The sequence below is a fragment of the Mongoliitalea sp. genome (assembly GCF_054166905.1).
The window spans coordinates 49,247-74,004 of record NZ_JBSZCK010000042.1; the positions used below are offsets into that span (position 1 = coordinate 49,247).

Below are 24,758 nucleotides of genomic sequence, written 5' to 3' on the forward strand. Positions count from 1 at the left end.
TTAGTGGGCTTCTAGCCAATCTTTACCAACGCCTGTTTCCACTACAACGGGTACAGCCAACTTCACTGCGTCTGCCATCAAGCGGGGGATCTCACGTTGAAGAATCTCCAACTCGTCTTTATGCGCGTCAAAAACCAATTCATCATGTACCTGCAAGATCATTTTCGATTTTAGTTTTTCCTTTTTCATCCACTGATGTACATGAATCATGGCCACCTTGATCATGTCGGCAGCGGAACCTTGAATAGGTGCATTGATCGCATTGCGCTCTGCAAAGCCACGCATGGTCATATTGCGGCTATTGATATCCCGCAGGTAGCGTCGGCGACCCAATAGGGTCTCCACAAACTCATCTTTTCTGGCCTTTTCTATGCAATCATCCATATATGATTTGACTGCCGGAAACTCCTTGAAATAAGCATCAATTATCTCTTTGGCTTCTCCTCGAGGGATACCCAAGCGCTGGGACAAACCAAACGCAGAAATACCGTAAATGATCCCAAAGTTAGCCGTCTTGGCTTTTCTTCGCATGTCAGAAGTCACCTCTTCTAAAGGCACCTGAAAAATCTTCGCTGCAGTAGCTGCGTGGATGTCCCTTCCATTTTTGAATGCCTCCAACATGGATTCATCTTTGGAAAACTCCGCCATGATGCGCAACTCTATCTGGGAATAATCCGCCGCCATCAAGACGTGATTTTCATCTCTGGGAACAAATGCTTTTCGGATTTCCCTACCCCGGTCGGTACGGATTGGGATATTCTGTAAGTTGGGGTTTGTCGAAGATAATCTTCCTGTCGCAGCAACAAACTGATTGTATGTGGTATGTACCCGACCTGTTTTTGGATTGATCAAGGCTGGCAAAGCATCTACATAGGTAGACTTCAACTTAACCATCTGACGGTACTCCAAAATCGCACGGGCAATTTCATGATCTGCCGCCAACTTACTCAACACCTCTTCACCAGTGGCGTATTGCCCTGTTTTAGTCTTTTTTGCCTTGGGGTCTAGATTTAATTTTTCAAACAAAACATCTCCCAACTGCTTGGGAGAAGCAAGATTGAAAGTTACTCCCGCCAATTCAAATACCCGCTTTTCGATTGCCTTGCTCTCTTCCTCTAAGGTCTCCGACAATTCTGCCAAACTTTCGGTATCAATTTTTACTCCCTCAAATTCCATTTCAGTCAATACCTGAATCAAAGGGCTTTCGACTTCAAGCAAAAGCTTTTCCAATCCGTTGGCACGGATAATGGGGTCCAATTTAGACTTGAGCTGCAAGGTAATATCAGCATCCTCGGAAGCATAAGCCACAACTTCATCCACCTCCACATCCCGCATATTTCCTTGATTTTTCCCCTTCTTGCCAATCAATGATTCGATAGATACAGGTCTGTAATTCAAGTATTGCTGAGCCAACCAATCCATGGAGTGTTTACCTTCAGGCTCGATTAGATAATGAGCCAACATGGTATCATACAACTTGCCTTTGACATCCAATCCATAATTTTTTAATACCAAAAGGTCATATTTTACATTTTGACCGATCTTGGTAATGCTTTCGTTTTCAAATACTCCCCGAAACTTTTCCAAAATAGCCTTGGCTTTAGCCTGATTCTCAGGAATAGGCACATAAAATGCTTCTCCCGCTACATAAGCAAAAGACAAACCAACCAACTCCGCTTCATTGGGATTGAGGGATGTTGTCTCTGTATCAAAACAAATTTCCTCTTGCAATTCTAAGTAGGCAATCAGCTCTGCAATAGCTTCATCGCCATCAATTCTATGATAATCGTGTGCTTTGGTAAGGATATTATCAAAGAAATCAGGAACAGTTATAGGGCTTTCATCTACTGCTGCTACCTCTTCCTCTTTTTCTTCCTCTGCGCCTCCAGTAAATAATCCCAGTTGCTCACTGACTTTCGCCTGTGGTTTTTTGATCTTCTCACCAAAAACACGCTGCGTAAGTGTCCTGAACTCTAACTCCGCAAACAAAGCCTTCAATTTTTCTTCATCCGGACCTTCGTAGCGCAGATCCACCTCATTGAACTCTACCGGCACCTCAATATTGATGGTGGCCAACTCTTTGGATAAAAGTCCTTGCTGCGCAAAGTTTTCTACATTTTCCTTTTGCTTACCTTTGAGTTTGTCAGTATTCTCCAACAGCTTTTCAATAGTTCCATACTCTTTTAAAAGCTTAACGGCTGTTTTTTCACCTATGCCAGGAATACCAGGAATATTGTCTACCGCATCACCCATCAAGCCCAAAATATCACGGACCTGATCCACATGCTCAATATCCCATTTGGCACATACTTCTTTTGGGCCCATTACATCCACCGCATTGCCCATAAATGCAGGCTTGTAAAGAAAAATATGCTCCTCCACCAACTGCCCATAGTCCTTATCCGGAGTCATCATGTACACTTCAAAACTCGTGCGCTCAGCCTTCTTAGCGATGGTACCTATAATATCATCGGCCTCATATCCATCCAATTCCAAAACCGGAATATTGAAGGCTTTGACCAATTCTTTTACCCATGGAATACCAATGGAAATATCCTCAGGCTGCTCTTGACGATTTGCTTTGTATGCCTCAAACTGTACATGTCTAAAAGTCGGTGCAGAAGTATCAAAAGCTACTGCTAAGTGAGTAGGCTTTTCTTTTTCAATGACCTCCAACAAGGTATTGGTAAAACCCAACATGATACCTGTATTTAGGCCTTTGGAGTTGATTCGTGGATTTTTGCTGAATGCAAAATGTGCTCGGTAGATGAGCGCCATAGCATCCAATAGAAATAATTTCTTGTCGCCTTTTTGAGACATGTATGTAAAATTCCTGAGTGAACAATCGATTATGGATGTTTCATTACCATGAAACAGAAAGCTAAATTACAAATAATAATCCGACGGGAAGGGCTACTTCAAAGACAAAAACTTAAATTTGCCTTCAAGTGTCAGAAATCGTCACAAATTTATCATCCACTCCAATCGCATGTCCATGAAAATCTGTTTTGCTACCAACAATGTCAAGAAAATTCAAGAAGTGAAGGCTGCCTTGGGCGATAGTTTTGAAATCGTATCCTTGGAAGCGATTGGATGTACCGAAGAACTTCCCGAAACGGGCGATACCTTGGAACACAATGCCTTTCAAAAAGCGCGGTATGTGCAAGAAAAATTTGGGGTCGATTGCTTTGCCGATGATACGGGCCTAGAAGTAGATGCACTGAATGGAGCTCCAGGTGTTTATTCAGGAAGATTTGCTGGTGAACCACGCAGCGATGAGCGGAATATCAACCTTTTATTGGAAAAAATGGAAGGTAAGGAAAATAGAACTGCCAGATTCCGAACAGTCATTGCACTGCTCTTGGATGGAAAAGAATATCGCTTCGAAGGAGTGGCCGAAGGAGAAATCATACAGCAACGAAGTGGTGTAGGAGGCTTTGGCTATGACCCTGTATTCAAACCAGTTGGTTATGAACGTACCTTTGCAGAATTGAGCATGGAGGAAAAAAATGCTATCAGCCATCGGGGAAAGGCAGTACAGGCATTGATTGACTTTTTAAAATAATGCTTACTTTTGTACCCCATGAAGAAACCATTCATTGTAGGCATCACGGGCGGTAGCGCATCCGGTAAAACACTCTTTTTAGATAAACTCTTACATTCCTTCGAACCTGGAGAAGTTTGTCTGATTTCCCAAGACAACTATTACAAGCCAAGACATTTGCAGCCTATAGACGATAAAGGTGTTCATAATTTTGATACGCCTCAGTCGATCGATTTTGAACAATACGCCATTGATATCCAAAAATTGGGCAATGGTGAAACGGTCTTTAGGCAGGAATACACCTTTAACAATCCCAACAAGAAGCCGAAAATGCTCGAATTTGCTCCTGCTCCGGTGGTAGTAGTGGAAGGGATTTTTGTGCTCTACTATCCTGAGTTGGCAAAATTACTGGATCTGAAGATTTTTATTGATGCCAAAGAATATATCAAGTTGAAGCGGAGAATTGTACGTGATAAAGTGGAGAGAGGATACGATTTGGATGATGTATTGTACCGATACGAAAACCACGTGATGCCGACTTATGAAAAATTCATAGAGCCATTTAAGAACGATGCGGATCTTATTGTGCCCAATAACAAGAATTTTGAACGTGCACTTGATGTCATTCGCGCCTACATGCGCTCAAAAGTAAAATGATAAAAGGCTATGTTTATCAAGGATTTACCTTAAAAAGGTAAGAAAAACCTGCCATCTCTGACATTTTTTGAGATCAGGGGTATGGGTTTTTCCAAATATTCCTATATTTGCCGACCATGAAGCAGAGTAGAAAAAATATGTACACCCCGAAGCAGAGAATTTCATTTCTTCTGGTGCTACTATTCTGTATGCTTATTTCTGGCCTAGAGTACCTTCCACAGCTGCAGCAAAGCAGTACTGCAAGTACTGAGCTTTCGCAAAATGAGTCAGAAAAAGATGGAGAGCAAACATTTCTGTCTGTTTCAGTAAATGCAGTTGTACCTTTTGCTGTTGCAATATCCCAACATGTGCTGCATGTAATTTTCGAATTTGTCTTTACAGAAAAGTCCAAGGTATCTACCATCGTCAGTACGATTGCCCAAAATTTTCATTTCCGGGAAATACTTTTAGAGCAGATAATTTCTACTAATGCGCCCTGAGCGCCATTTTCCTTTCGTTGCTATCTTCGATTGATAGCCTAGTAATTTTACATTCAATCCATTAGAAACAATTTAAAATCAAACTATAGTTATGCGTAACCAAGGTGTTATTGTGTTTTTGACGGTAGTCATTACAGCACTCTGTCTGTATTACCTGTCATTCACATTTGTATCCAACAACATACAGCAAAGAGCTGTAGAATACGCCACAGATGCCCAAGGCAATGTGGACTTTGCTAGACAGCAAGCGTACCTGGACTCTATTTATCGTGAGCCGGTGTACAATTTCTTAGGTGCTAAATTCACCTATAAAGAGATCAAAGAAACTGAGCTTGGGCTAGGCTTGGACCTTCAAGGTGGTATGCATGTAACATTGGAGGTTTCTCCGGTGGAAATCGTGAGAGGTCTTTCAGGAAACAGTAAAGATGCAAATTTCAATGCTGCATTGGACCAAGCTACCGAAGCTGCCAAAACTAGCAATGAGAAGTTTGTCAATCTATTTTACAGCGCTTGGAATCAGCGTGCAGGTAACCAAAAGTTAAGCAGCATCTTCGCAACCGCTGCAAACAGAGGAAGAGTTTCTTTGGACAGCAGTGATTCTGATATCCTTTCCTTAATTGACAGCGAAATTGAAAATGCCATCGAGCGTTCCTTCAATATCTTAAGAACACGTGTGGATAGATTTGGTACATCTCAGCCAAACATTCAGCGTATCCAAGGTACTGGTAGAATTCAGATTGAATTACCAGGTGTCAGCAATGCTGAACGTGTAAGAAACTTATTGCAGGGGGTTGCTAAACTACAGTTCTGGCAAGTTGCTGAATTGAATGAGTTTTTACCAGAATTAGAAGCAGTAAATAGCTTCTTAGTAGCAGAAGCTCAGCAGCAAAAAGCAGGTGAAACTGCATCAACTGATGAAGTAGATGGAGAAGAAGGCGAAGACGGACTTACGGACTTGGAAAGACAGTTGGCAGGGGATGATGTAGATGATTTGTCTACGCAGGTTTCTCCACTTTTCAGCTTGACCAGATCTTCTCAAGGCTTGGTTTACGAAATGAGAGACACGGTAACCATTAACAGACTTTTGGCAAGAGAAGATGTAAAAACATTGCTTCCAAGAAATGTGAAATTCCTTTGGTCTGTGAAGCCACAAGTGGCTGATGGTATGGAATTATTGGAATTGTTTGCAATCAGCTACAACAGAAGTAGCGACCAAGCCTTGATGGATGGAGATGTAATTACCGATGCTAGACAGACGCTAGACCAATCATCCAGACCAGCGGTAAGCATGCAGATGAATGCTGATGGTGCTAGAAGATGGAGAAAAGTGACTTCTGAAAGCATTGGAAAAAGAATTGCCGTGGTATTGGATGATTATGTATACACAGCTCCAACAGTACAAAGTGAAATTCCTTCCGGACAGTCTGAAATCACTGGTAACTTTACATTAGAGGAAGCAAAGGATTTAGCAAATATCTTGAAGTCAGGTTCCCTTCCTGCTCCAACCAAAATCGTAGAAGAAGCCATCATTGGTCCTACCTTGGGTAAAGAAGCCCAGAAACAAGGTGTAGTTTCCATGGTAGCTGGCTTGGTATTGGTAGTTTTATTCATGGTTGCTTACTATGCTAAAGGTGGTTTAGTTGCTATCGCTGCATTAGTGTTCAACATCTTCTTTATCTTGGGTATCCTTGCCCAGTTGGGAGCAGCTTTGACTTTACCGGGTATTGCAGGTATTGTATTGACCATCGGTATGTCTATTGATGCCAACGTCTTGATCTTTGAGCGTATCAAAGAAGAACTTCGAAATGGTTCAGGCTTACTGGCTGCAATCAATGAAGGTTATAACAAAGCATTCTCTGCCATCTTAGATTCCAACGTAACTACGTTCTTGACAGGTGCTATTTTATATGCCTTAGGTCAGGGTCCTGTAAAAGGTTTTGCCATTGTATTGATGATCGGTATTGCTTCTTCCTTCTTCTCTGCTGTATTCATCACACGTGTGATTGTACACTGGATGACTAAGAAAGGTGATAAGAGTAAGGTTTCTTTTGTAACGCCATTGGCGGGTGATCGCTTGAGCAAACTCAACATCGACTTCTTGAGCAAGAGAAGAGTCGCTTACTTGATTTCTACCGGCATCATCATCGTAGGTTTGGCTTTAGCAGCTATCAATGGATTGAAGTTTGGTGTTGACTTTACTGGTGGACGCTCTTATATCGTAGAGTTTACAGGCCCAGTAGTATCATCTGACTTGAAAGTAGGTTTGGATGAGCAGTTTGATGGATCAGTGGAAGTAAAATCCTATGGTGCCAACAACATCATGAAAGTGACTACCTCCTACTTGGTCAATGAAGATGACGATGCTTCCAATGCTGAAGTGGAAAAACGTGTAATTGAAGGCTTGGCAACAGTGACAGGTTACTCATTTGCAACGGACGCTACCCGTATGGGAGATAATCAGTTTGCAATTACCGGATCTTCAAAGGTAGGTGCTACCGTGGCGGATGACATTAAGAAATCATCTGCTGAAGCTATGTTCTTTGCGTTGGTTGCTATTTTCTTATATATCTTGTTGAGATTCCGTAAGTGGCAGTTCTCTCTAGGTTCTATTGTGGCCTTGGTGCATGATGTATTGTTTGTAATTGCAGCATTCTCCATTGCCTCTACCTTAGGTGCTACTTTTGAAATCGACCAAGTATTTATCGCGGCGGTATTGACAGTAGTAGGTTACTCTATCAACGATACCGTGATTGTATTTGATAGGATTCGTGAAAATATCGAGAACAGAGGTACTTCCAAATTGGTAAAAATGTTCAATGATGCCATCAACCAAACCATGGCAAGAACCTTGATTACATCTTTCACAACTTTGATCGTAGTAATGGTACTATTGATCTTTGGGGGTGAGGTATTGAGAGGGTTCTCCTTCGCCTTGTTGATTGGTGTATTGGTGGGTACATACTCCTCTATCTACATTGCGACTCCTGTAGTGGTAGATTTGATGAAGCGTGAGCTGGCAGCGGAAGCTACTGCATCTACTGAACCTACTCCTGCGAAGAAAACAGTTTAAATAGCAGCACTTATCACGTTGCTAATGCAATATAAAGTTTGCCTAACTACTTTAATGTTAGCATAACATAAGAGGCTACCTGCAAAAACGGGTAGCCTCTTTAATTTTAATCCTTTTTTTTCTATGCCCTAAGTCGTACAAACCAAGCCTCTGCCATGTTCTATAAAAATGAGGAATATGCAGGTTATTAGTGGGATTTTTTTGAGAATCAATCAGATATCAATGAGGATTACACATACTGATATACTCTTTTACGATGGCGAATTACTTAAAGTAGTAAGTAAACTGTAAAAAAATGACCCGCAGATTCTAACTGCTAGGCCACCTTAAAAAATTGGAAAAAAACAAAGCTAAAGAACAATCATCTTTAAATCTTTAGTCCAAAAGTGATTTGAAGCCACTGGTTTTTATACCTTGGCACGGTAGATGAACCGTCTGTATGGTTGTTTAGGAAATCATACCCAAATCTCCCAGAGACCACAAAACGATTAATATTTAAATCTACTCCACCTACAAATCCTAAAATATTTTTTCTCACGTCAATTTTTCCAAACTCTTCCTCTTGCTCGGTACTATTTGAACCAAACGTGTATGTATTCTTCTCTTTGAATAAGTGTGAAAATTGTGGTCCAATTAAAAGCGTCACATACCTAACAGGCTTGATCTGTAATTGAAGTGGAATATCAATAAATGTAGAAGTTCTAGAGAAAGAATATTCTGTACCTAATAGTGTTCCGTTTCCTTTCAACCCTTTTTGAGAGATGAGGAACTCAGGTTGAAATCCAAAAATTTTATTTATCGGAATTCCTACAAAAACACCTCCAGCAAAACCAATTTTAGGATCAGCTCTAAAATCCTGCCCTTGCTCATCCCATACATTAGAACGATTTAACCCTACCTTTAACCCTGCCGTAACTCGTTCTCTCGAGTCAGTATTGTAAGATTGTCCTGATGACTCCATCAATAAGCAAGTCATGAAAATACTGAATAATAGAAGTGACTTTTTCATGATTACTGATAAGTTTTAGATGTTTTTAACAAATCATTTATTGTGTTCTCTAAATCATCAAAACTGCGACTAACTTCTGCTTTGAAATTCTCCCATTCATTTCGTTTGGAATAGTCAAAAGCATCAACACTCTTTTTTAATTCTTTATTTTGAGTTTCAACAAGTCTAATTTTCTTGGCAAAATCACTTAAACTAGATTTTCTCTCCTCCAGTATTTTTTGCCTTAAAAGTGAAATGGATTGAGTATTTTTTTCTACCCTGAGTTGAGTGTTTTCTTGGAAACTATCAAAATCAAGAACAAAATTTCTTTCCTCATCAAAAAGTGCAACTCTAGTCTTCATTTCTTCTTCCTTCTGCTGCTCTTTTTGCCGTTCACTACTTTGGACAGAAGTTGAGCAACTTACTATCAAAAAAAATAGAACAGCTAAGGAAGGTAACCTTTGAATTAGTGTATCATTCATGGCTTTCTTTATTTAATCAGCAAAGGTCTTGCTGACTATACAAAGGTGGCCAATATTATTTATTTGCCTGTTATACAATTATTTCCTAAAGTGTCATAGTTATCTTGCATTAGGAGTATTCTTCATTTACAGGCTATTCCTACTTAAATTTTTTCTAACTCTACGCGTTTTTTATGTTGCTTCAATTGTTTAAAGTAGCTTGGAGTTAGGCCAGTTAATTTTTTAAATTGACTGGATAGATGTGCAACGCTACTGTAATGCATCAAATACGTAATTTCCTTAATGCTTAATTCATTATAAAGTAATAACTCCTTTATTCTTTCCACTTTATGATGGATTACAAATTGCTCTATCGTAATTCCTTTTACTTCTGAAAAAAGACTGGATAAATACTTATAATCCATTCCTAGTTTTTCAGAAATCAAATTTGAAATATTTGATTTAGGAATCTCTTCAGAATAATGGACGATCTCAATAATCAAATTTTTAATTTTTTCAATTAACTGAGACTTTTTATCATCCATTAATTGTAATCCTGATCTGAGTAATGAAGCCGCAAATTTCTCTTTATCTACATCACTTATCTTTTCTAAAAATTCCACAACACCAAGATCAATTTCTACTTTATGAATACCAATATTTTTAAGCTCTTCTCTTACAAGCATTTTGCATCTCAAACTGACCATGTATTTAATATAAAGTTTCATATTCAGGTTTTTATTTTTTAACTACTCATATTTTTCACTTATTCTGGAGGTTGATTTTCTCATTTCAATTTGCACACATTTCAATAAGTGGTTTAAAACACATTGTGAACTGGTATTTGATAATTAAAAAATAGTCAATCGAGTTGCTTTTTTATTGAACACCCAAATCATGAAAAAATTAATCATAAAAAAAAATCATTGTGGCTCTATTGAATTATTTTAAGTCTTGCGCTCAATTTTTTAGTAACAAAAGAAAAAGCGATGAAATTCAGTTTTTCGATACAGTTTTGGAAGTTTGTGTCTTCGGAGCGCCTCTATGCAATTTTTGAAGATTCAACAAGACTCGACTTTTTTAATTCTCTAAAAATAAATGAGTTGAATGAAAAAATAAAAAGCGTACTTGCAAAAATTAACACTACATTTAGTAAAAAAACTTTCTAATTATGCTTTCTGACATTTCAGTATTTCAATGGGAATAGAGTTCTGATCAAGATGATTCATTCATGATTTTAGTACTTTTTCACTTGTTTCTTGAATCGTTATTAGTTCACAATTTTACTCTCCAAAGCTATGAAATTTGATGCCAGCTTACCAAACAATGATTTATTCATAATTGCAATTGGAGCATCTGCTGGTGGAATGGAGGCCATCCATTCTCTTTTTGACAATACTTCCGGTGATGGTGCAGCTTACATAATTATCCAACATCTTTCTCCCAATCATGAGAGCTTTATGGCAGAGACATTAACAAAGCATAGTAAGTTACAAATTTTCATAGCCGAAAATGATATGGCTGTACGTCCGAATTGTATCTACCTTATGCCAAAGGGGAAGAATATGACAATTAAGAATAGAAGATTGTTCCTTACCAATAGTTATTCAAAGCAGCCCAATACCGCAATCGACATATTTTTTGATTCGTTGGCAAATGATTGCGGAAACAAAAGTATAGCAGTTATACTTTCAGGTACCGGATCAGATGGCACCAAAGGAATCGTATCCATTAAGCGGAATGGAGGGCTTGTAATCGTACAAGATCCAGAAAGCGCAAAATTTGAGGGGATGCCTAAAAGTGCCATTGAGTCTGGGAATGTAGATATCATCCGTCCATCGGGCCTAATTCCAGAAGCTATCCTTTCCTACTTAAAACAGGCCGCCATAGAGGCAAACTTCAATCAAATTTCACAAAATAGTGAAGATGACTTGTACGAAATACTTAACCTCATTCAAGAAAATACCCCTTTCGATTTTTTTGAGTATAAGAAACCAACAATTTTAAGAAGAGTATTGGTAAGAATGGCAAAAAACAATATCACTACTTTAAAAGCTTACAAAGAGTATCTTGAGTCAAATTCTTCTGAAATTGATATTTTGGCGAAAGAGTTTTTAATCAGTGTTACTAAATTTTTTCGAGACAGTGAGGCTTTTGAAATTATCAAAGAACAGGTCCTAAAAAAAATAATTGAAGATAAACTACAAGTTGATACCCTGAAAGTATGGGTGGTAGGATGTGCCACTGGGGAGGAAGCCTATTCATTGGCAATTCTTATACTTGAATTGCTGACATCTCTTCAAAAAAATCTGGAAGTTAAAATTTTTGCCAGTGACATTGACAAGTTAGCACTTCAACATGCTTCAAAAGGAGTCTATTCGGAAAGCATTTCAAAGGATGTATCCATAGAAAGGCTTGAAAAATACTTTATAAAACAAGACAAAAAATTTAAGGTACGGGATAACGTCAGGAAAATGATAATTTTTGCTGAACATGACATCGTTAAGCAGCCTCCTTATGGGAAAATAGATTTAATAAGTTGTAGAAATTTATTGATTTACCTTAACCCAATATTACAAAGGAAAATTTTAGCGTCCCTCCACTTCTGCCTTAACAAAGGTGGTTATTTGTTCTTAGGACCGAGTGAGAGTCTGGGAGATATAAAAAAATCTTTTTTGGAATATGATAAGAAGTGGAAGATATTCAAAAGTTTAGAGGTAATTCAAAACATGAGAAATACAACTTACAGCACTCCCGGATTGGAACGACAAGTTACTAACTTAAATTTAAGTACCACACATCAAAAACCTTTCAAAGCAACCAATCTAACAGAACTCATCCACCAAACATTGCTAGTTGAGTTTGGATATGAAGCAGCAATTTGGATTGATACTAACTTTGAAATCCTGCACTCAACAGGTGATGTTGAAAAATATTTGCTTCCGAAAATCTTCAATTTCAATCTTCTTGAAATGCTTCCTCAAGAACTCTCCATGGCGACTTTCACAACAATAAAAAAAGCTATCAAAAGCAAAATTAAAACTAAGATAAATAAAGTAATCTCTAAAATTGAGGGTATCAATCAATCAGTAAACATCCTTGTCAAACCTTTTTTATCATCAGACCAATCTTCAATACATGTTGTATTAATTTTTTTCAGTACACAAAAAGAGCTGCCAGAGGAACAAATTGAGAGCTTTGATATAGAAGAGCATACAGCTCGCTATTTTGAAGATATGAAAAACGAATTAGCAGAAACTAAACAAAAGCTTCACAATGCATATGATGCGCTGGATCTTTCTAATGACAATATTTCTTCCTATAATGAAGAATTAATTTCCGGCAATGAAGAATTACAAAGTACAAATGAGGAACTGCAATCAGTAAATGAGGAACTGCAAACAGTCAACAATGAATATCAATTAAAAATAAGAGAACTTGCAGATTTGAATGATGATCTAAATAATTATTTCAAATCCACCATCAATGCACAGCTTTACGTAGACAGAGGCTTTGTTTTGAGGAAATTCTCTCCCTCTGCCATTTTGCAAATCAACCTCAAAGAGAGCGATCTGGGTAGATTAATCAGTGATTTATCCACCAATATCAAGTTTTCTACGCTCATGGATGATATTGCAAAAGTAATTTCTGAAGAGAAAAGAATAGAAAAGGAAGTTCAGACCAATGATGGAAGATGGTATCAGATGATGGTGATACCCTATATCAGATTAAAAGATAACAAAAATGATGGCGTAATTATTACCTTCAATGATATCACAGAATTAAAATTAGTTGAAAATAAACTTTCGAGGATAAATGAAGATCATGATACCTTTATCTATTCGGTCTCTCACGATTTGAAGGGGCCTCTTAACAATCTTAAATCATTGATAACAATCTTAGAAGAATCGTATGAAATTCACAATGAATCAGAAAAGGAGATTTTGGATTTGATTACCTTATCTATTCACAACCTTGGAGCAATCATCAATGAGCTTTCAGATATTGTCAAAATTGAAAATGAAATAGATATCACAGAAAATATTGACGTAGCTGATATGCTAAAAGAAATAGAGTTATCAATGGAAAATAAATTGCTCTTATCTAAGGCTATCATCGAACTAGACCTAAAAATTGCAGAAATTCCATTTTCAAGAAAAAATTTGAGGAGTATTCTAACAAATCTATTGAGCAATGCGATTAAATATTGTTCCCCTGATAGGGCACCTAAAATCAGATTTAGCACTGAATTAAGTGATAATTTTATAGTCTTGTCTGTCCATGATAATGGTCTAGGGATTCCTGAAAATAAAAAAAGAGAAATTTTCGCCAGATTCAAAAGAGCTCATGATCATATTGAAGGTAGCGGAGTAGGATTATTTTTGGTTAAAAAAATTATTAATCTTTCCGGGGGGGATATCGAAGTAGAAAGCGAATTAGGAAAAGGTTCTACATTTAAAGTTTTTTTCAAAAGTATGGTAGAAGCTTGAAAAGTCATAAGTCTTAATTGGTCTTCGAGAACTTTCTTTTGTACAGGTGATACTATTTTTTTTAAAAAGGCCAGATTTCTTACATATATTCATCCTTTTTTTGTGTATTTTAGGTAAAATACCCTGATCAAGGGATTTACCTGCTTTTATTTTAGTCTTACCTTGCAAAGAAAACTAATCTCATGTTTGGAAGCATGTATTTAAATACCATCGCAATTGGTTTGCTGGGATCGGTCGTTTACTTTTTTTTGAAAAAAAGAAGTTTGAGTACGACCAATTGGGTTCTGTTAGCAACCCTGGGAATAGTACTCATACTGGAGACTATTGGCTTTAATACTAGCAGACAAAAAATCAATAATTCCTTCTATTACAACATTGGCTTTATTCATTTAGAGTCACTGTTGTTGATTGCTTATTTTTACTTTTTGGCAAAATCTTCATCCATAAAAAAAACTATCCTACAAGTGACGGGTGTATTGATTGTATGGGGCATCTTTGTTTCCATTTTCCTCCAAGATATTCAATCTACCTTTCAGTTTTTTGCTTTTTTCCCCTATATAGTTTTTATTCTTTTTTTGGCTGTTCGTCTGCTCAATCAGTTGGTTAAACAACAGGTTTTTGAAAACACAAAGCTGGTATTAATTCCTCATTTTTGGATTGGATTATTTATTACCCTTTTTTACAGTGTAGCAATTTTTATATTCGGAACTTTTCAGTTCCATCCTGAATTTGTAACAACCCATAGCAAAGTAATATTTGGTTTTAACAGATTGCTCGCTGGTACCATGTATTTAGTATTTGGATTTGCTTTTTTTATTCCTTTGATTTGTATAAAGTCGCAAGATTCAAATTCATTGACTTAAAGCCTCATTTATCTTTTATCAAGTACCTAATGTTATTGTTATGACTAGAGAACAATTAGAAGCCTTTCGTAAAGCTTATGCCAATTCTGTAAAAAAATGTATCAAAGGAATCGATAAAAATGGTCAGGAAATTGACCAACAATCGGATTGGGTGTTTTTTGACAGAGCACTCCTTCAGTCTCTTTTGGATATGACAGATCCACAAACAGGAGGGTTGAAAATGTATTTTGGCCAATACGATAAAAGCACATTGGACTTACTACCCGAGGGACAACCTAACAGAGAAGATTATCTCGGCAGAATGTCCATCGCAATTGCAGCGGCCAATAAAACGGAAAAGGGAATCATTGATGTAGAAAACCCCAAAACTATAGCTTCTAAAACGACAGCTGATTTAGAAGAATCTTTAAAGAATGGGGGTGAACTTTGCCCACCTTCATGTAACCCATAATCATGGAATTAATTTATTGGTATACAGCGATGATTTTGCTAGGGCTATTGAGTAGTATCCCTTGCTTTTTTTTAGACTTGAAGTCCTACAAAAAAGCGCATCAAATCATTTTTTTTATCATAATAACAATTACAATAGTCGAATTCTTTGGCAGATATCTGGGACAACAAGGAATTACCAATCACTGGATTTACAATATCGGATTTCTATATGGAGAGACAGCACTGATCCTGTTTTATTTATCCGTGATCATTGAACATAAGCTAAGCAAAAAAATCCTCCACTATACTGCCGTAACCTTTATAGGTTGGGGAATAATTACAAGTTTATTTATTTCACCAATTACACAGTTTCACAATTATAATTATACACTTGCCGGGATTCTAATCATATTAGGCTGCTTTACATTTTTTTATCATTTGGTAACCAAAGAAACCTATACTCACATGCAACTTTGGAAGGTTCCTGACTTTTGGGTGGTCTCCTTCATACTATTGTTCTACAGTGCTTCTTTACTGTTTTTTTCTTTTTTGTTTCACGTACTTACGTTAGAGAGTTCTATGGTCCAATTTCTTAACTTTTTCGTTAAAATTCTTAGTGGCACTATGTATCTAAGTATGGGGCTCTTGTATTACTTAGCTTTGCTGAAAAATGAAAATAGATTGGATGCTACCGTTGACCTCAAATACTCTAATTCACGGAAACTTAGTATGTAAATAACCCAATTGAAGGAAAGTGAATTATCATGGAAAATGAAGGGTCAGGATTATTTGTCATCATTCTCATGGGTATCTTTTTGATGCTTTTGATGGTTTCTTTTATAGTTTTAATGCTTTTATATCACCGTCAAAAACAGATAAAAAATCAAGAAAAACTGAAAGCCATTCAGACGGAGTATGAAAAAACCATGTTGAACGTGGAGAAAGAAATCCGCGAAGAAACCCTAAGTTTTGTAGGACGGGAACTGCATGACAACATCGGTCAATTACTATCCTTGGCAAAAATGAACCTTTCTAGCGCTAAGCCTGAAAAAGTAGCCAATGGAAAGTTTATGATCAATGATATCATCCGGGAAGTAAGGGGGCTTTCCAAGGTATTAAACTTAGAGTGGCTAGAAGGATATTCCTTAGAAACCTTCATCCAAAAGGAATTGGATAAACTTACACATGCGGAGTTTTGTACCACCTCTTTTGAATCACTAGTTCCAGAACTAATGTTGACCAAGGATGAGAAATTGATCCTTATCCGCATCATACAAGAATGTATCAATAATGCCATCAAGCATGCCCGGCCTAAACATATATCCGTAAATATCTATGAACAAAAACCACACACATGTATACATTTGCGGGATGATGGGGTAGGTTTTGATATGCAGACAAAAGGAGATGGTTCGGGTCTGATCAATTTGAAAAAACGGATGGAAACGATTGGAGGTACTTTAAGAATTACCAGTAGCATAGGAAATGGTACTTCTATTGAACTATTTTTGCCAAATTCGGGTATATAGGCTATATTCGAACTTAATCCCCTCAGTAATTTTCCAATGATCCGTATAGCGATAGCTGATGACCACAAACTTTTTGCGAAAGGCATAGAGTCCTTATTGGAGGAGGAAGAAGGATTTAGCATCAAAGGTATATTTTTAAATGGCAATGATCTGGTTGATTTTGTGACCAAAAAAAATGTTGATATAGTTATTACTGACATGAACATGCCCGGCTTAGATGGAGTAGGTGTAATCAAGGCAGTAAAAGATATCAGCACAAAAATCAAAGTCATTGTATTGTCTATGTACGACGATCAACATATCTATGATAAATGCATCAAGTCAGGGGCAAGCGCTTACATGCTGAAAGACTCCGATCCCAATGAACTCATTTATACCATTCGCGAGGTATTCGAGGGTTCTTATATCGCCGATTACAGAAAAGTGCTCAACGAAATTGAAAACAGCAAATTTCCTGATTATTTCAGTGAAAAAATCAAACTCTCCAAGCGTGAAATCCAGATCATCAAAAAAATCTGCGATGGGAGTACCAATCGGGAAATAGCTGATCAATTGGCACTCTCCCAACATACGGTAGAAACCCATCGAAAAAAAATCCATCAAAAATTAGGCGTTTCTTCCGTTGCGGAACTCGTTTCAAAAGCTAAAGAAATGCGCCTTGACTAAGCTCCAGGCAAGGCTATTCCCTTTACCCTTCTGTATAGTGCCAAGGCATGTTTATCCGTCATACCTGAGATGAAATCAATTAGGGTTCTCAATAGTGCATAAGTATTGGCATGATTATCCCAATCTCCTGTAGAAAGCTCTTTGGGAAGTAGGCGCAGAATACTGCGGTCTTTTCCGGAAAATAGCTCTGTCTGGTAGAACTTATGATTGATAGCAGTAGAAAACACCTCCAACAAGCCTTCTATCACCTGAAAACCTGCTGCTTCTTTTTCTAATACAGGTTTGGATCGGTAAATCTGACGGATAGAAATATCCACAATCTTAGCTAAAGCCGATGCAGATGGGATGATATCTGTCAACGCTTGATCAAAATCACCTTGAAGGATGGCTTCTTCGTGCGTGATAAAGGCCTGTACCACCTCCTCCACTAAAATACTGATAGCCATGGCCCGTAAGACTGCGAGTTGTTGGGCTTCTTTTTGATATTTGAGTAATTTATCTGGCTGATATTTATCTTTCAGAATTCCAGCGAGCAGAGAGATCCCTTCCTCCCAGGTGACTAATCCCAAGGTGCAACCATCTTCCAAATCGATGATGGAATAGCAAATGTCATCCGCTGCCTCCACCAAAAAGGCTAAAGGATGACGCAACCAACATTTGCGATTCAATTTGCTGATACCAAGCTTCTCCGCCAAGTAGGCATAATCTCCAACCTGATCCGCATAAAAGCCATATTTCTTTTGAGACCTCCTACCTTTACTTTTTTCAAAAACCTGAGAAGGTCTGGGATATTTTGTAAAGGCCGCTAGTGTGGCCAAGGAAAGTTTTAATCCATTTTCTTTGGATACCAACATTCTGAATCCTTGTGCATTTCCTTCAAAGTTGATTAAATCCTCCCATTCTGCATGTTTGACATGTGACTGCCAGACGATACCATAAGGATGAAACTTGAAAAAATCTGAAATAGCATCTTCCCCTGCATGTCCAAAAGGGGGATTGCCAATATCATGGGTCAGAGCGGCGGCGGCTACGATAGCACCCACATCAGAAGATGAGATCCCCTCCTCGTGTAAGTTGGGATACTTCTGTAATAAATACTCGCCTACTGATTTTCCTAAGGAACGACCTACGCTCGATACTTCCAAACTATGTGTAAGTCTCGTATGTACAAAATCATGCTCTGGCAAGGGGAATACCTGTGTTTTGTCCTGTAGGTTTCGAAAAGGGGCTGAAAAGATAATGCGGTCATAATCCCGCTCAAACTCGGTACGAAAACGCTCATTGGAAGGGATTGCCCGATTTTCAGGATCAAATCTTCCAGCTGCCAGTAGTTTTTCCCATTGCATCATGCCCAAAAATACTTCAGATTGCGGAGATTCCATAAAGAATCTAAATCCGCTTCATGATATCGTTGTAATTGATTCCCATGTGGGAGGTATCGTACACGGCCTCTCCCTCTTTAATAAGGATGATTTGGGGAGATTCGTGGTATACTTCAAATTCTTTAGCAATCGTGTTAGAAATTTCCCTATAGCTGATCAGGTCCAAAAAATAGGGAGAAACCTTTTCGGAATCCTCAGATTTCCAGTTTCTTTTGAGCCTATCCCAAGCGATGCTACTTATCGAGCATCTGCTGCTGTGTTTGAATATCAGTACAGGCTTTTCCTGACTTTCTTTTTTGATGTGAGCTAGCTGTTCGAGTGATTCCAATTTTTTCCAATCCATGACTTCAAGTATTACTCCAAACCAATCATTTTGCATGGAAAATAGTTCCTTTTGCATGGTTTTTGGGACAATCCATGTTATACCCATATCTTTACAAAGGTATTTTCGTATCCACACCTGATTACACTAATTTGAATCCTATGCATTTCCGACCGTATTGGTTTTTGGTCTTCTTGATAGCAGCAGCCTGTTCCTCCATCAAGCCTCACAAGGCTCCAAGCATGGAAGCTGTGGAACTGCCTTCCACGACTTCCTACATCAATGTTCCCATTATTTTTCCACTTTCTTACTTAGAAGACAATCTCAATAAAGATTGGAGCAGCCAATTGTTTTCAGATAAGGGACTACCAGTGGGTAATGGAATGAAAGCTGATTTGGATGTGAAAAGAACGGGAAAAATCCAACTAAGTGCCGGACCAAACAATACCTTGAAAGTAAAAGCCCCCATGAATCTCAAGGGAGATTTTCAAATTGAGCGTAAAATTTTTGGACAAAACCTCTCCACCAATTTCCCCTTCAATGAAAACCTGATTCCTGAAATCAGCTTTATCCCCGAAATCGGCAGAAACTGGGACATTCAGGTAAAAAACCTTCAGATTGAGAGTTGGGGGAAATCCCTGAAATACAATTTTCTAGGCTTTGAAATTGATTTGGATAAAGTCGTGAAATCACAACTTCAAAAAGTCTTGGACAATCAGCTCTCAGCCTCTGGGTTGACACGTTTTGATTTCAAAAGCATGGCTCAAGAAACATGGGATGCCTTTTCTGAACCCTATAGCGTAGATCAAGAAGGCATGCTCGTGCATTTTTATGGGGTACCTTCCAAAATCAGAGTAAAGGAAGAAATCACAATGGATCAAAAGCTCAACTTATATTTGGGAATCGAAGGCAATATGTACTCCGTCATCGGCCAAAAACCCAATCCTCCAAAGGTTCCTCTACCTAATATTTACTACAATGAAGACAAATCTAACATCTTAGATCTTACCCTTCCATTGGTCTTACCATTCAAAGAGTTGGATATCTACCTGAATCAAGCCATGAGTGGAAAGCAAATCCGAACAGACAAGAATACCGTGGTCATTCCCTCCAACCTTCGCACGCAACAATACGGGGAAAAAATCCTATTGACCATGGATTTCAAGGCTATCAGAAAAGGTAAGAATGAAATCAAAGGGCAGTTTTTATTTGCAGGAAAGCCAGTCTTTGATGAATCATCGGAGAGCTTGATCTTAGAAAGCCCACAGTTTGACGTCAAAACCCCTAACCTACCTGCGAGACTAGCCATCAATTCCAAAAAGCCTAGCATCTTACGCCAAGTGAAGAAAATGGCTGCTTATCCTTTATCCGATTTCCTTAGAGATACCCGTCGGGAAATGCAGCAACAGGGCTATTTTGACACCGACTTTGCTAGCTTCCGAGTCCGCAATCCCAATTTGGATATTGAAGGAATTTATGTGACAGCAGAGGATGTAAAGGTGTTTTTGAGGACAAAGGGAGAGATGGAAGTGAGGTTGAAATGATGGGGGATATTGGTTGATATTGGATGGGAGGGAAATAAGGTGGAAATAAAGTTGAAATATACTTCGTGAAAAAATAGAGGATATTAGTTGATGATAGCTGGCAGAGATTTACAATCTCGGTCTTTAGATAATAAGGATCTGCAATCCTCTTCATAGACAATTTGGTAAAAGGGAAAAAAGAAATAATTAGCTATACGGTTAATGCCATTTTTCGATAGAAAAAATCCGTAAAGATTCGTGCACTTGCCTGATGCAATCAGGTTTGTGGCAAAATCCGTGGCGACCGTGACGTGAACTCTTTGCAGTCGTGGAGTGAACTCTTTTTACTTCAATTGATTATCAAACAAGGCAAGTAATTGTTGAATGTCTTTTTCAATGGCTTTTTTGTGGAAACGCCCGCGGGGATGGGAGGCTGTGGTGATAAGTTCTGCAACTTGCCGGTCCATTTTGGAGTCATAAAGGGTGTATTTGAGCGTTATCCAATACTGCTTGTCCAATCCCAAATCGCCTTGCATAATATAGGTTTTGTCTTCCTGAGCATTATAGGCATACTGCATCACAGGAAACTCCCAGTCATAATGCCGTCGGTCCCATGTTTGTACCCGCAGGAGATAGCGAATACCTGCATCTGTGAATAGTCGCTGATGATTCCGCTGGGTCGAAAAATCGTGTATGCCTGCCATTGTCAGCCTGGGGCGATCATACCTGCTGCACAGTACCTCCTGAAAATCCCGCTCTTCCAAAATCCCCAGCACAATGGCGCTGATTGTAGTCAGTTCCTTCTCCGTCAACTCCCGAGCAAACTCCACATACACTCGCTCCGAAGTATCCACCACCTTAAACGGCATTACCTGATAGCTCTGTACCCGGTATTCGCGCGTACCGACACATGAGGTAAAGAGGATAAGGAAAAACAAAGGGATGCATCTCATACTAAGCCAAAATCAGGGATCAACATTTTAAACGGATTTTGGAAGGATTTTGATTTTTTTAAGAGTAGAAAAAGATTGTTATTCAATCTTTTCCAACTTTTGGCTTAACCTTCGAAAGAATCTGCTAGCAGACATAAAAGCTTTTACTGGTGGAAAAAACATCACCGAAAGTCTAATTAAAGCGCTAAATGACTGGCTATACCTCAAGAGGATTGAAAAACTGAATGAACAATTATCTCAAAATCCAGTCACATTTGAGGACGGATATTCCGCGGAAAAAGTTAGAAATCTAAACAATAGATTTGAATGACATTAAATTTTCAACCAACTTTTCCGTGTTTTCCGCGCCTTCCGTGAGAACCCCTCATCGAATCAACCCCCCATAACTCCTAATCCCTTTCTTCTCTGCCAATTTCAATAACTTCATTAATAACTGCGCAGTCAAATAGGCATCCCCTGTTGCCGTATGCCGATCATCTAAGGATATCTGGTAACGTTCACACAAACTATCCAAGGAATACTCTCCCGGCTTGCCCATGCTGCTATCGTAATGTGGCCCTTTTTCCAGCCTCACAGCCAAGCTATGTGTGTCCAAGACAGGATTCAAAAATTTCCGAAAACCAAAAGGCTTCAATGCCTTGGTCAACATCTCCAAGTCAAACCCAACATGATGTCCGACCAGAATACTCGTGCCGATGTAATCTAACAACTGCTCCCCAAATACCTGCAAATCCATGAGTTCCCCTGGCTGCAAAATCTCATGAACCTCAATTGCCTCCCTGCTACGAGCGGGTGTGCGTAAATACCATTCCAAGGTTTCTTGCATGTTCAACTGAAAGCTCTTCAACTTAACTGCCCCGAAAGAAAGAATGTAATCTGTTTTAGGTTCCAAGCCAGTAGTCTCCGTATCAAGGACCACAAATGGCAAAAGACTCAATCCCCTAGATGAAGGGATTTTTTGACCAAAACCCGCCTCGTAAGCTGTAACAAACTCCGCTTTTTTCTGTGGAGATGGAAACAAAAAGTCAAAGAACCCCATAGTTACCCTGCAAAAAAGTCTGTCTGAAACCGCACCTTAATCATCTTTTGTAATTCATCGATGGGAGAAAAAGTGTTTTTCAACAATTGACGCTGCAATTTTCCCAAAGCTTCTGGGCTGATATACCGACCCGAACTATTATTCTTCAATCCTTCAATCGCACGCATCCGCATCAAAATCTCGTATGCCTTGCCCGCCTCTTGCATCAATTCTTGATGATTAGGCTCCAATGCAATCAATTTCTCAAAGCGTTTGTAGGTGTTATTCACCCCAATGACCCGATGACTCAACACCAGCAATCGAGCGATATCCGTCAAGGGCATCATCGCGCGTAGTTTGATGTCAAATTTATCTTTCTGCTCTCCAGATTTTTCTACAATGAAGTTGCGGAAAAAGCCCAATGGAGGAGGGTTGAGTAGTGCATTTTTTGCTAAGAAATTAAGGAAAATTTTCTTATCTCCAATCTCATCATAAATATGTTGACTCATCTCTTCAGCCAAGGATTTAGCACCATAAATCGGTCGAAAATCAAAAAAGATTGTCGCATGCAATACGGCCTTTTGACTCGGAGTAAGAATCCAATCCGAGAAATACTTTTTCCATTGAGTCAATGGCTGACACCATTGGATATTGTTGGCCATCATTTCCGCAGGGCAGGTATGGAAACCACAGGTGAGCAAGCCCTCCACAACTTCCTCCCCTAAGCGAAGAAAATAAGCTTGGGTTCGCTCCAATCGCTCCTTTGGTACATCCTCAAACACAATGGCATTATCCAAGTCTGTTCGAAGTAACTGTTCTTCCCTACCTTCACTTCCTAGGGAAAGAAAACAAAATTTCACCTGCTCCATTCCAGGATATTCATCCGCAAGTTTGCGTTGTGCTAGTTGGATGATGCGCTGTATGATGATATCATTGATCTCGGTGATGATATTGGCCACAAAGTCCATGGAAACCTCATTTTCCAAGTAATAAAACAGTAGCTTTTCTGCTCGATCTCTCAATTTCCCCATTTCAGCAACATCCCAAGTATTCATCAAGGCATGTATCAAAACTGCCGGACTATTCCCCTGAGATAAGAGAATGTCATGATCTGAAAGAATCCCCGCAATGGGACTTTGGTCAGTTCCATCTTCCGTGAAAATCAAGTGGTGCAGGCGGAACTTGATCATCGTGAGATACAACTCCGAAAAGAGTGCATCCTTCTTTTTAGTCAACACAGGGGAAGTCATGAGCTCCGTAACAGGAGTTTCGAAACTTTTGCCTTGTGCAACCAGGCGATTGCGGAGATCCTTATCGGTGATAATTCCAAGCGGATGCTTCTGCTCATTCACAATCACAATGGAACCCACCCCAGCCTCTGCCATTTTACTAGCTGCCTGTTGGATGGTCCAATCTTGGCTACAGGTCAGCACATCCCTAGAATAATTCAAATCTGACTGACCTGTAAAAATCAATAATCCGTTATCTTTCGATAGTTCTGAAAATTCCGTTCGCGCTTTTTGGGATTGAGACAGATCCGTCCGCACCACCACTTGGCCAGATGCAAAGCCTGCAGCAAAGTAGAGTGCTACACGGCTGTTTTCATTTAATATTTTCTCAAAAACTGCTACAGGAATTGCATAAAGCAGTGAGTCCTCCAAGGTTTTGGCAGTCAATCGATAAGGTCTTTTGCCCAACAATGCCAAGACCCCAAAAACATCCCCCTCATCACAGACTTCCACAATCTTCTCCTCCTGATCTATATTATCAATCAGCGAAATAGAGCCTTCTTTCAGCACAAAGAAATAGGGTTGTGCAGGGTCACCTTTGGAAAACAACAGCTCATCCTTCCCAAAATACCGGATCACCACCCCCTGAGAAACCTCCGCCAAAGCCTCCTCCGCCAAAAACGAAAACGGAGGAAATCGCTTCAGAAATTCTTTGACTCGGTTGATGATGACGTTGCTCATTAGCAGTGAACAGTTAGTAGTGAGAAGTTAACAGTTGTCGACGGTTGACGGTCCACGGTCGACGGTTTCGTTAGTGGTTGAAATACGATGCTCTTTTTTATTACCAGAATCCCTACTTGGTACTTGGTTCTTCGTACTTGGTACCGTACTAGTGATTAGTGGTCCACGGTCGACAGTCCACTGTCAACGGTTTAGTGAACAATGCTTGTACTGAGCTAAGTCGAAGTAAACAGAAAACGATTCGCATAAGAAATGCAAAACGCAAGTTCTATACACACCCTGAGTCTTGTGTCTTGCATCTTGTGTCTTGTTTCTTCTACCAGAATCCCTACTTGGTACTTTGTTAAAGGTACAATTTCAGTAGGACAGAAAACTTTTCCAAAGTTTAAAACTTTGGAAAAGTTCCGCCAA

General features: G+C 39.0%; 20 protein-coding genes. 11 read left to right on the plus strand and 9 right to left on the minus strand.

Translation table 11 applies throughout. The annotated features are described in order from the left end of the window. Nucleotides 1–2,820, minus strand: coding sequence for a DNA polymerase I (gene polA / locus ACXIUD_RS16965; protein WP_458053839.1), 2,820 nt, complete (start codon nt 2,818–2,820; stop codon nt 1–3). Between the two features lie 175 nt (nt 2,821–2,995). Between polA and ACXIUD_RS16970 the strand changes: the two genes are divergently transcribed. The 4 genes from ACXIUD_RS16970 (at nt 2,996) to secDF (ending at nt 7,750) form a co-directional block, all read left to right on the plus strand. After that, complete coding sequence (locus ACXIUD_RS16970) at nt 2,996–3,565, plus strand: non-canonical purine NTP diphosphatase (protein ID WP_458053840.1); 570 nt, start codon at nt 2,996–2,998, stop codon at nt 3,563–3,565. 18 nt (nt 3,566–3,583) lie between these two features. Next, complete coding sequence (udk, locus tag ACXIUD_RS16975; protein WP_189579339.1) at nt 3,584–4,201, plus strand: uridine kinase; 618 nt, start codon at nt 3,584–3,586, stop codon at nt 4,199–4,201. A gap of 116 nt (nt 4,202–4,317) precedes the next feature. Further along, nucleotides 4,318–4,680 (plus strand): hypothetical protein, encoded by a 363-nt coding sequence (locus ACXIUD_RS16980; RefSeq protein ID WP_458053841.1) that lies wholly within the window; start codon nt 4,318–4,320, stop codon nt 4,678–4,680. 91 nt (nt 4,681–4,771) lie between these two features. Beyond that, on the plus strand, nt 4,772–7,750 hold the full coding sequence (secDF, locus tag ACXIUD_RS16985) for a protein translocase subunit SecDF (RefSeq protein WP_458053842.1): 2,979 nt from the start codon (nt 4,772–4,774) through the stop codon (nt 7,748–7,750). A 367-nt stretch (nt 7,751–8,117) separates the two neighbouring features. Here secDF and ACXIUD_RS16990 read toward each other — a convergent pair whose 3' ends face one another. From ACXIUD_RS16990 to ACXIUD_RS17000, 3 genes are all read right to left on the minus strand, one after another. Beyond that, a complete protein-coding gene (locus ACXIUD_RS16990; protein ID WP_458053843.1) occupies nt 8,118–8,759 on the minus strand; it encodes a porin family protein in 642 nt (213 codons plus the stop codon). A 2-nt stretch (nt 8,760–8,761) separates the two neighbouring features. Then, on the minus strand, nt 8,762–9,220 hold the full coding sequence (locus tag ACXIUD_RS16995) for a hypothetical protein (protein WP_458053844.1): 459 nt from the start codon (nt 9,218–9,220) through the stop codon (nt 8,762–8,764). 143 nt (nt 9,221–9,363) lie between these two features. After that, the gene (locus ACXIUD_RS17000) at nt 9,364–9,927 is read right to left on the minus strand and encodes a helix-turn-helix domain-containing protein (RefSeq protein WP_458053845.1); all 564 of its coding nucleotides are present in this window, start codon (nt 9,925–9,927) and stop codon (nt 9,364–9,366) included. A gap of 570 nt (nt 9,928–10,497) precedes the next feature. Here ACXIUD_RS17000 and ACXIUD_RS17005 point away from each other — a divergent pair. The 6 genes from ACXIUD_RS17005 (at nt 10,498) to ACXIUD_RS17030 (ending at nt 17,179) form a co-directional block, all read left to right on the plus strand. Further along, entirely contained in the window at nt 10,498–13,689 is a 3,192-nt protein-coding gene (locus tag ACXIUD_RS17005) for a CheR family methyltransferase (protein ID WP_458053846.1), read from the plus strand. Nucleotides 13,690–13,883: 194 nt separating this feature from the next. Continuing rightward, nucleotides 13,884–14,552 (plus strand): hypothetical protein, encoded by a 669-nt coding sequence (locus ACXIUD_RS17010; protein ID WP_458053847.1) that lies wholly within the window; start codon nt 13,884–13,886, stop codon nt 14,550–14,552. 40 nt (nt 14,553–14,592) lie between these two features. Then, entirely contained in the window at nt 14,593–15,003 is a 411-nt protein-coding gene (locus ACXIUD_RS17015) for a hypothetical protein (RefSeq protein WP_458053848.1), read from the plus strand. Nucleotides 15,004–15,005: 2 nt separating this feature from the next. After that, nucleotides 15,006–15,719, plus strand: coding sequence for a hypothetical protein (locus tag ACXIUD_RS17020; protein WP_458053849.1), 714 nt, complete (start codon nt 15,006–15,008; stop codon nt 15,717–15,719). Nucleotides 15,720–15,748: 29 nt separating this feature from the next. Beyond that, the gene (locus ACXIUD_RS17025) at nt 15,749–16,513 is read left to right on the plus strand and encodes a sensor histidine kinase (protein ID WP_458053850.1); all 765 of its coding nucleotides are present in this window, start codon (nt 15,749–15,751) and stop codon (nt 16,511–16,513) included. A 36-nt stretch (nt 16,514–16,549) separates the two neighbouring features. Beyond that, complete coding sequence (locus tag ACXIUD_RS17030) at nt 16,550–17,179, plus strand: response regulator (RefSeq protein WP_458053851.1); 630 nt, start codon at nt 16,550–16,552, stop codon at nt 17,177–17,179. Here ACXIUD_RS17030 and dgt read toward each other — a convergent pair. Together dgt and ytxJ are read right to left on the minus strand one after the other, a co-directional pair. Then, nucleotides 17,176–18,561, minus strand: coding sequence for a dGTP triphosphohydrolase (gene dgt / locus ACXIUD_RS17035; protein WP_458053852.1), 1,386 nt, complete (start codon nt 18,559–18,561; stop codon nt 17,176–17,178). The genes ACXIUD_RS17030 and dgt overlap by 4 nt on opposite strands. Before the next feature lie 7 nt (nt 18,562–18,568). Beyond that, on the minus strand, nt 18,569–18,904 hold the full coding sequence (gene ytxJ / locus ACXIUD_RS17040; RefSeq protein WP_458053904.1) for a bacillithiol system redox-active protein YtxJ: 336 nt from the start codon (nt 18,902–18,904) through the stop codon (nt 18,569–18,571). A 74-nt stretch (nt 18,905–18,978) separates the two neighbouring features. On the opposite strand from ytxJ, the gene ACXIUD_RS17045 reads away from it, so the two are divergent. Next, entirely contained in the window at nt 18,979–20,427 is a 1,449-nt protein-coding gene (locus ACXIUD_RS17045; protein ID WP_458053853.1) for a DUF4403 family protein, read from the plus strand. A gap of 323 nt (nt 20,428–20,750) precedes the next feature. Here the strand turns inward: ACXIUD_RS17045 and ACXIUD_RS17050 are convergent, their stop codons facing one another. From ACXIUD_RS17050 to ACXIUD_RS17060, 3 genes are all read right to left on the minus strand, one after another. Further along, on the minus strand, nt 20,751–21,359 hold the full coding sequence (locus ACXIUD_RS17050) for a hypothetical protein (protein WP_458053854.1): 609 nt from the start codon (nt 21,357–21,359) through the stop codon (nt 20,751–20,753). 364 nt (nt 21,360–21,723) lie between these two features. Continuing rightward, nucleotides 21,724–22,398 carry a 3'-5' exonuclease gene (locus tag ACXIUD_RS17055; protein WP_458053855.1) on the minus strand — a complete coding sequence of 225 codons (675 nt, stop codon included), beginning with the start codon at nt 22,396–22,398 and terminating at the stop codon, nt 21,724–21,726. Between the two features lie 2 nt (nt 22,399–22,400). Continuing rightward, entirely contained in the window at nt 22,401–24,347 is a 1,947-nt protein-coding gene (locus tag ACXIUD_RS17060; protein WP_458053856.1) for a DUF294 nucleotidyltransferase-like domain-containing protein, read from the minus strand. Nucleotides 24,348–24,758: the final 411 nt, after the last annotated feature.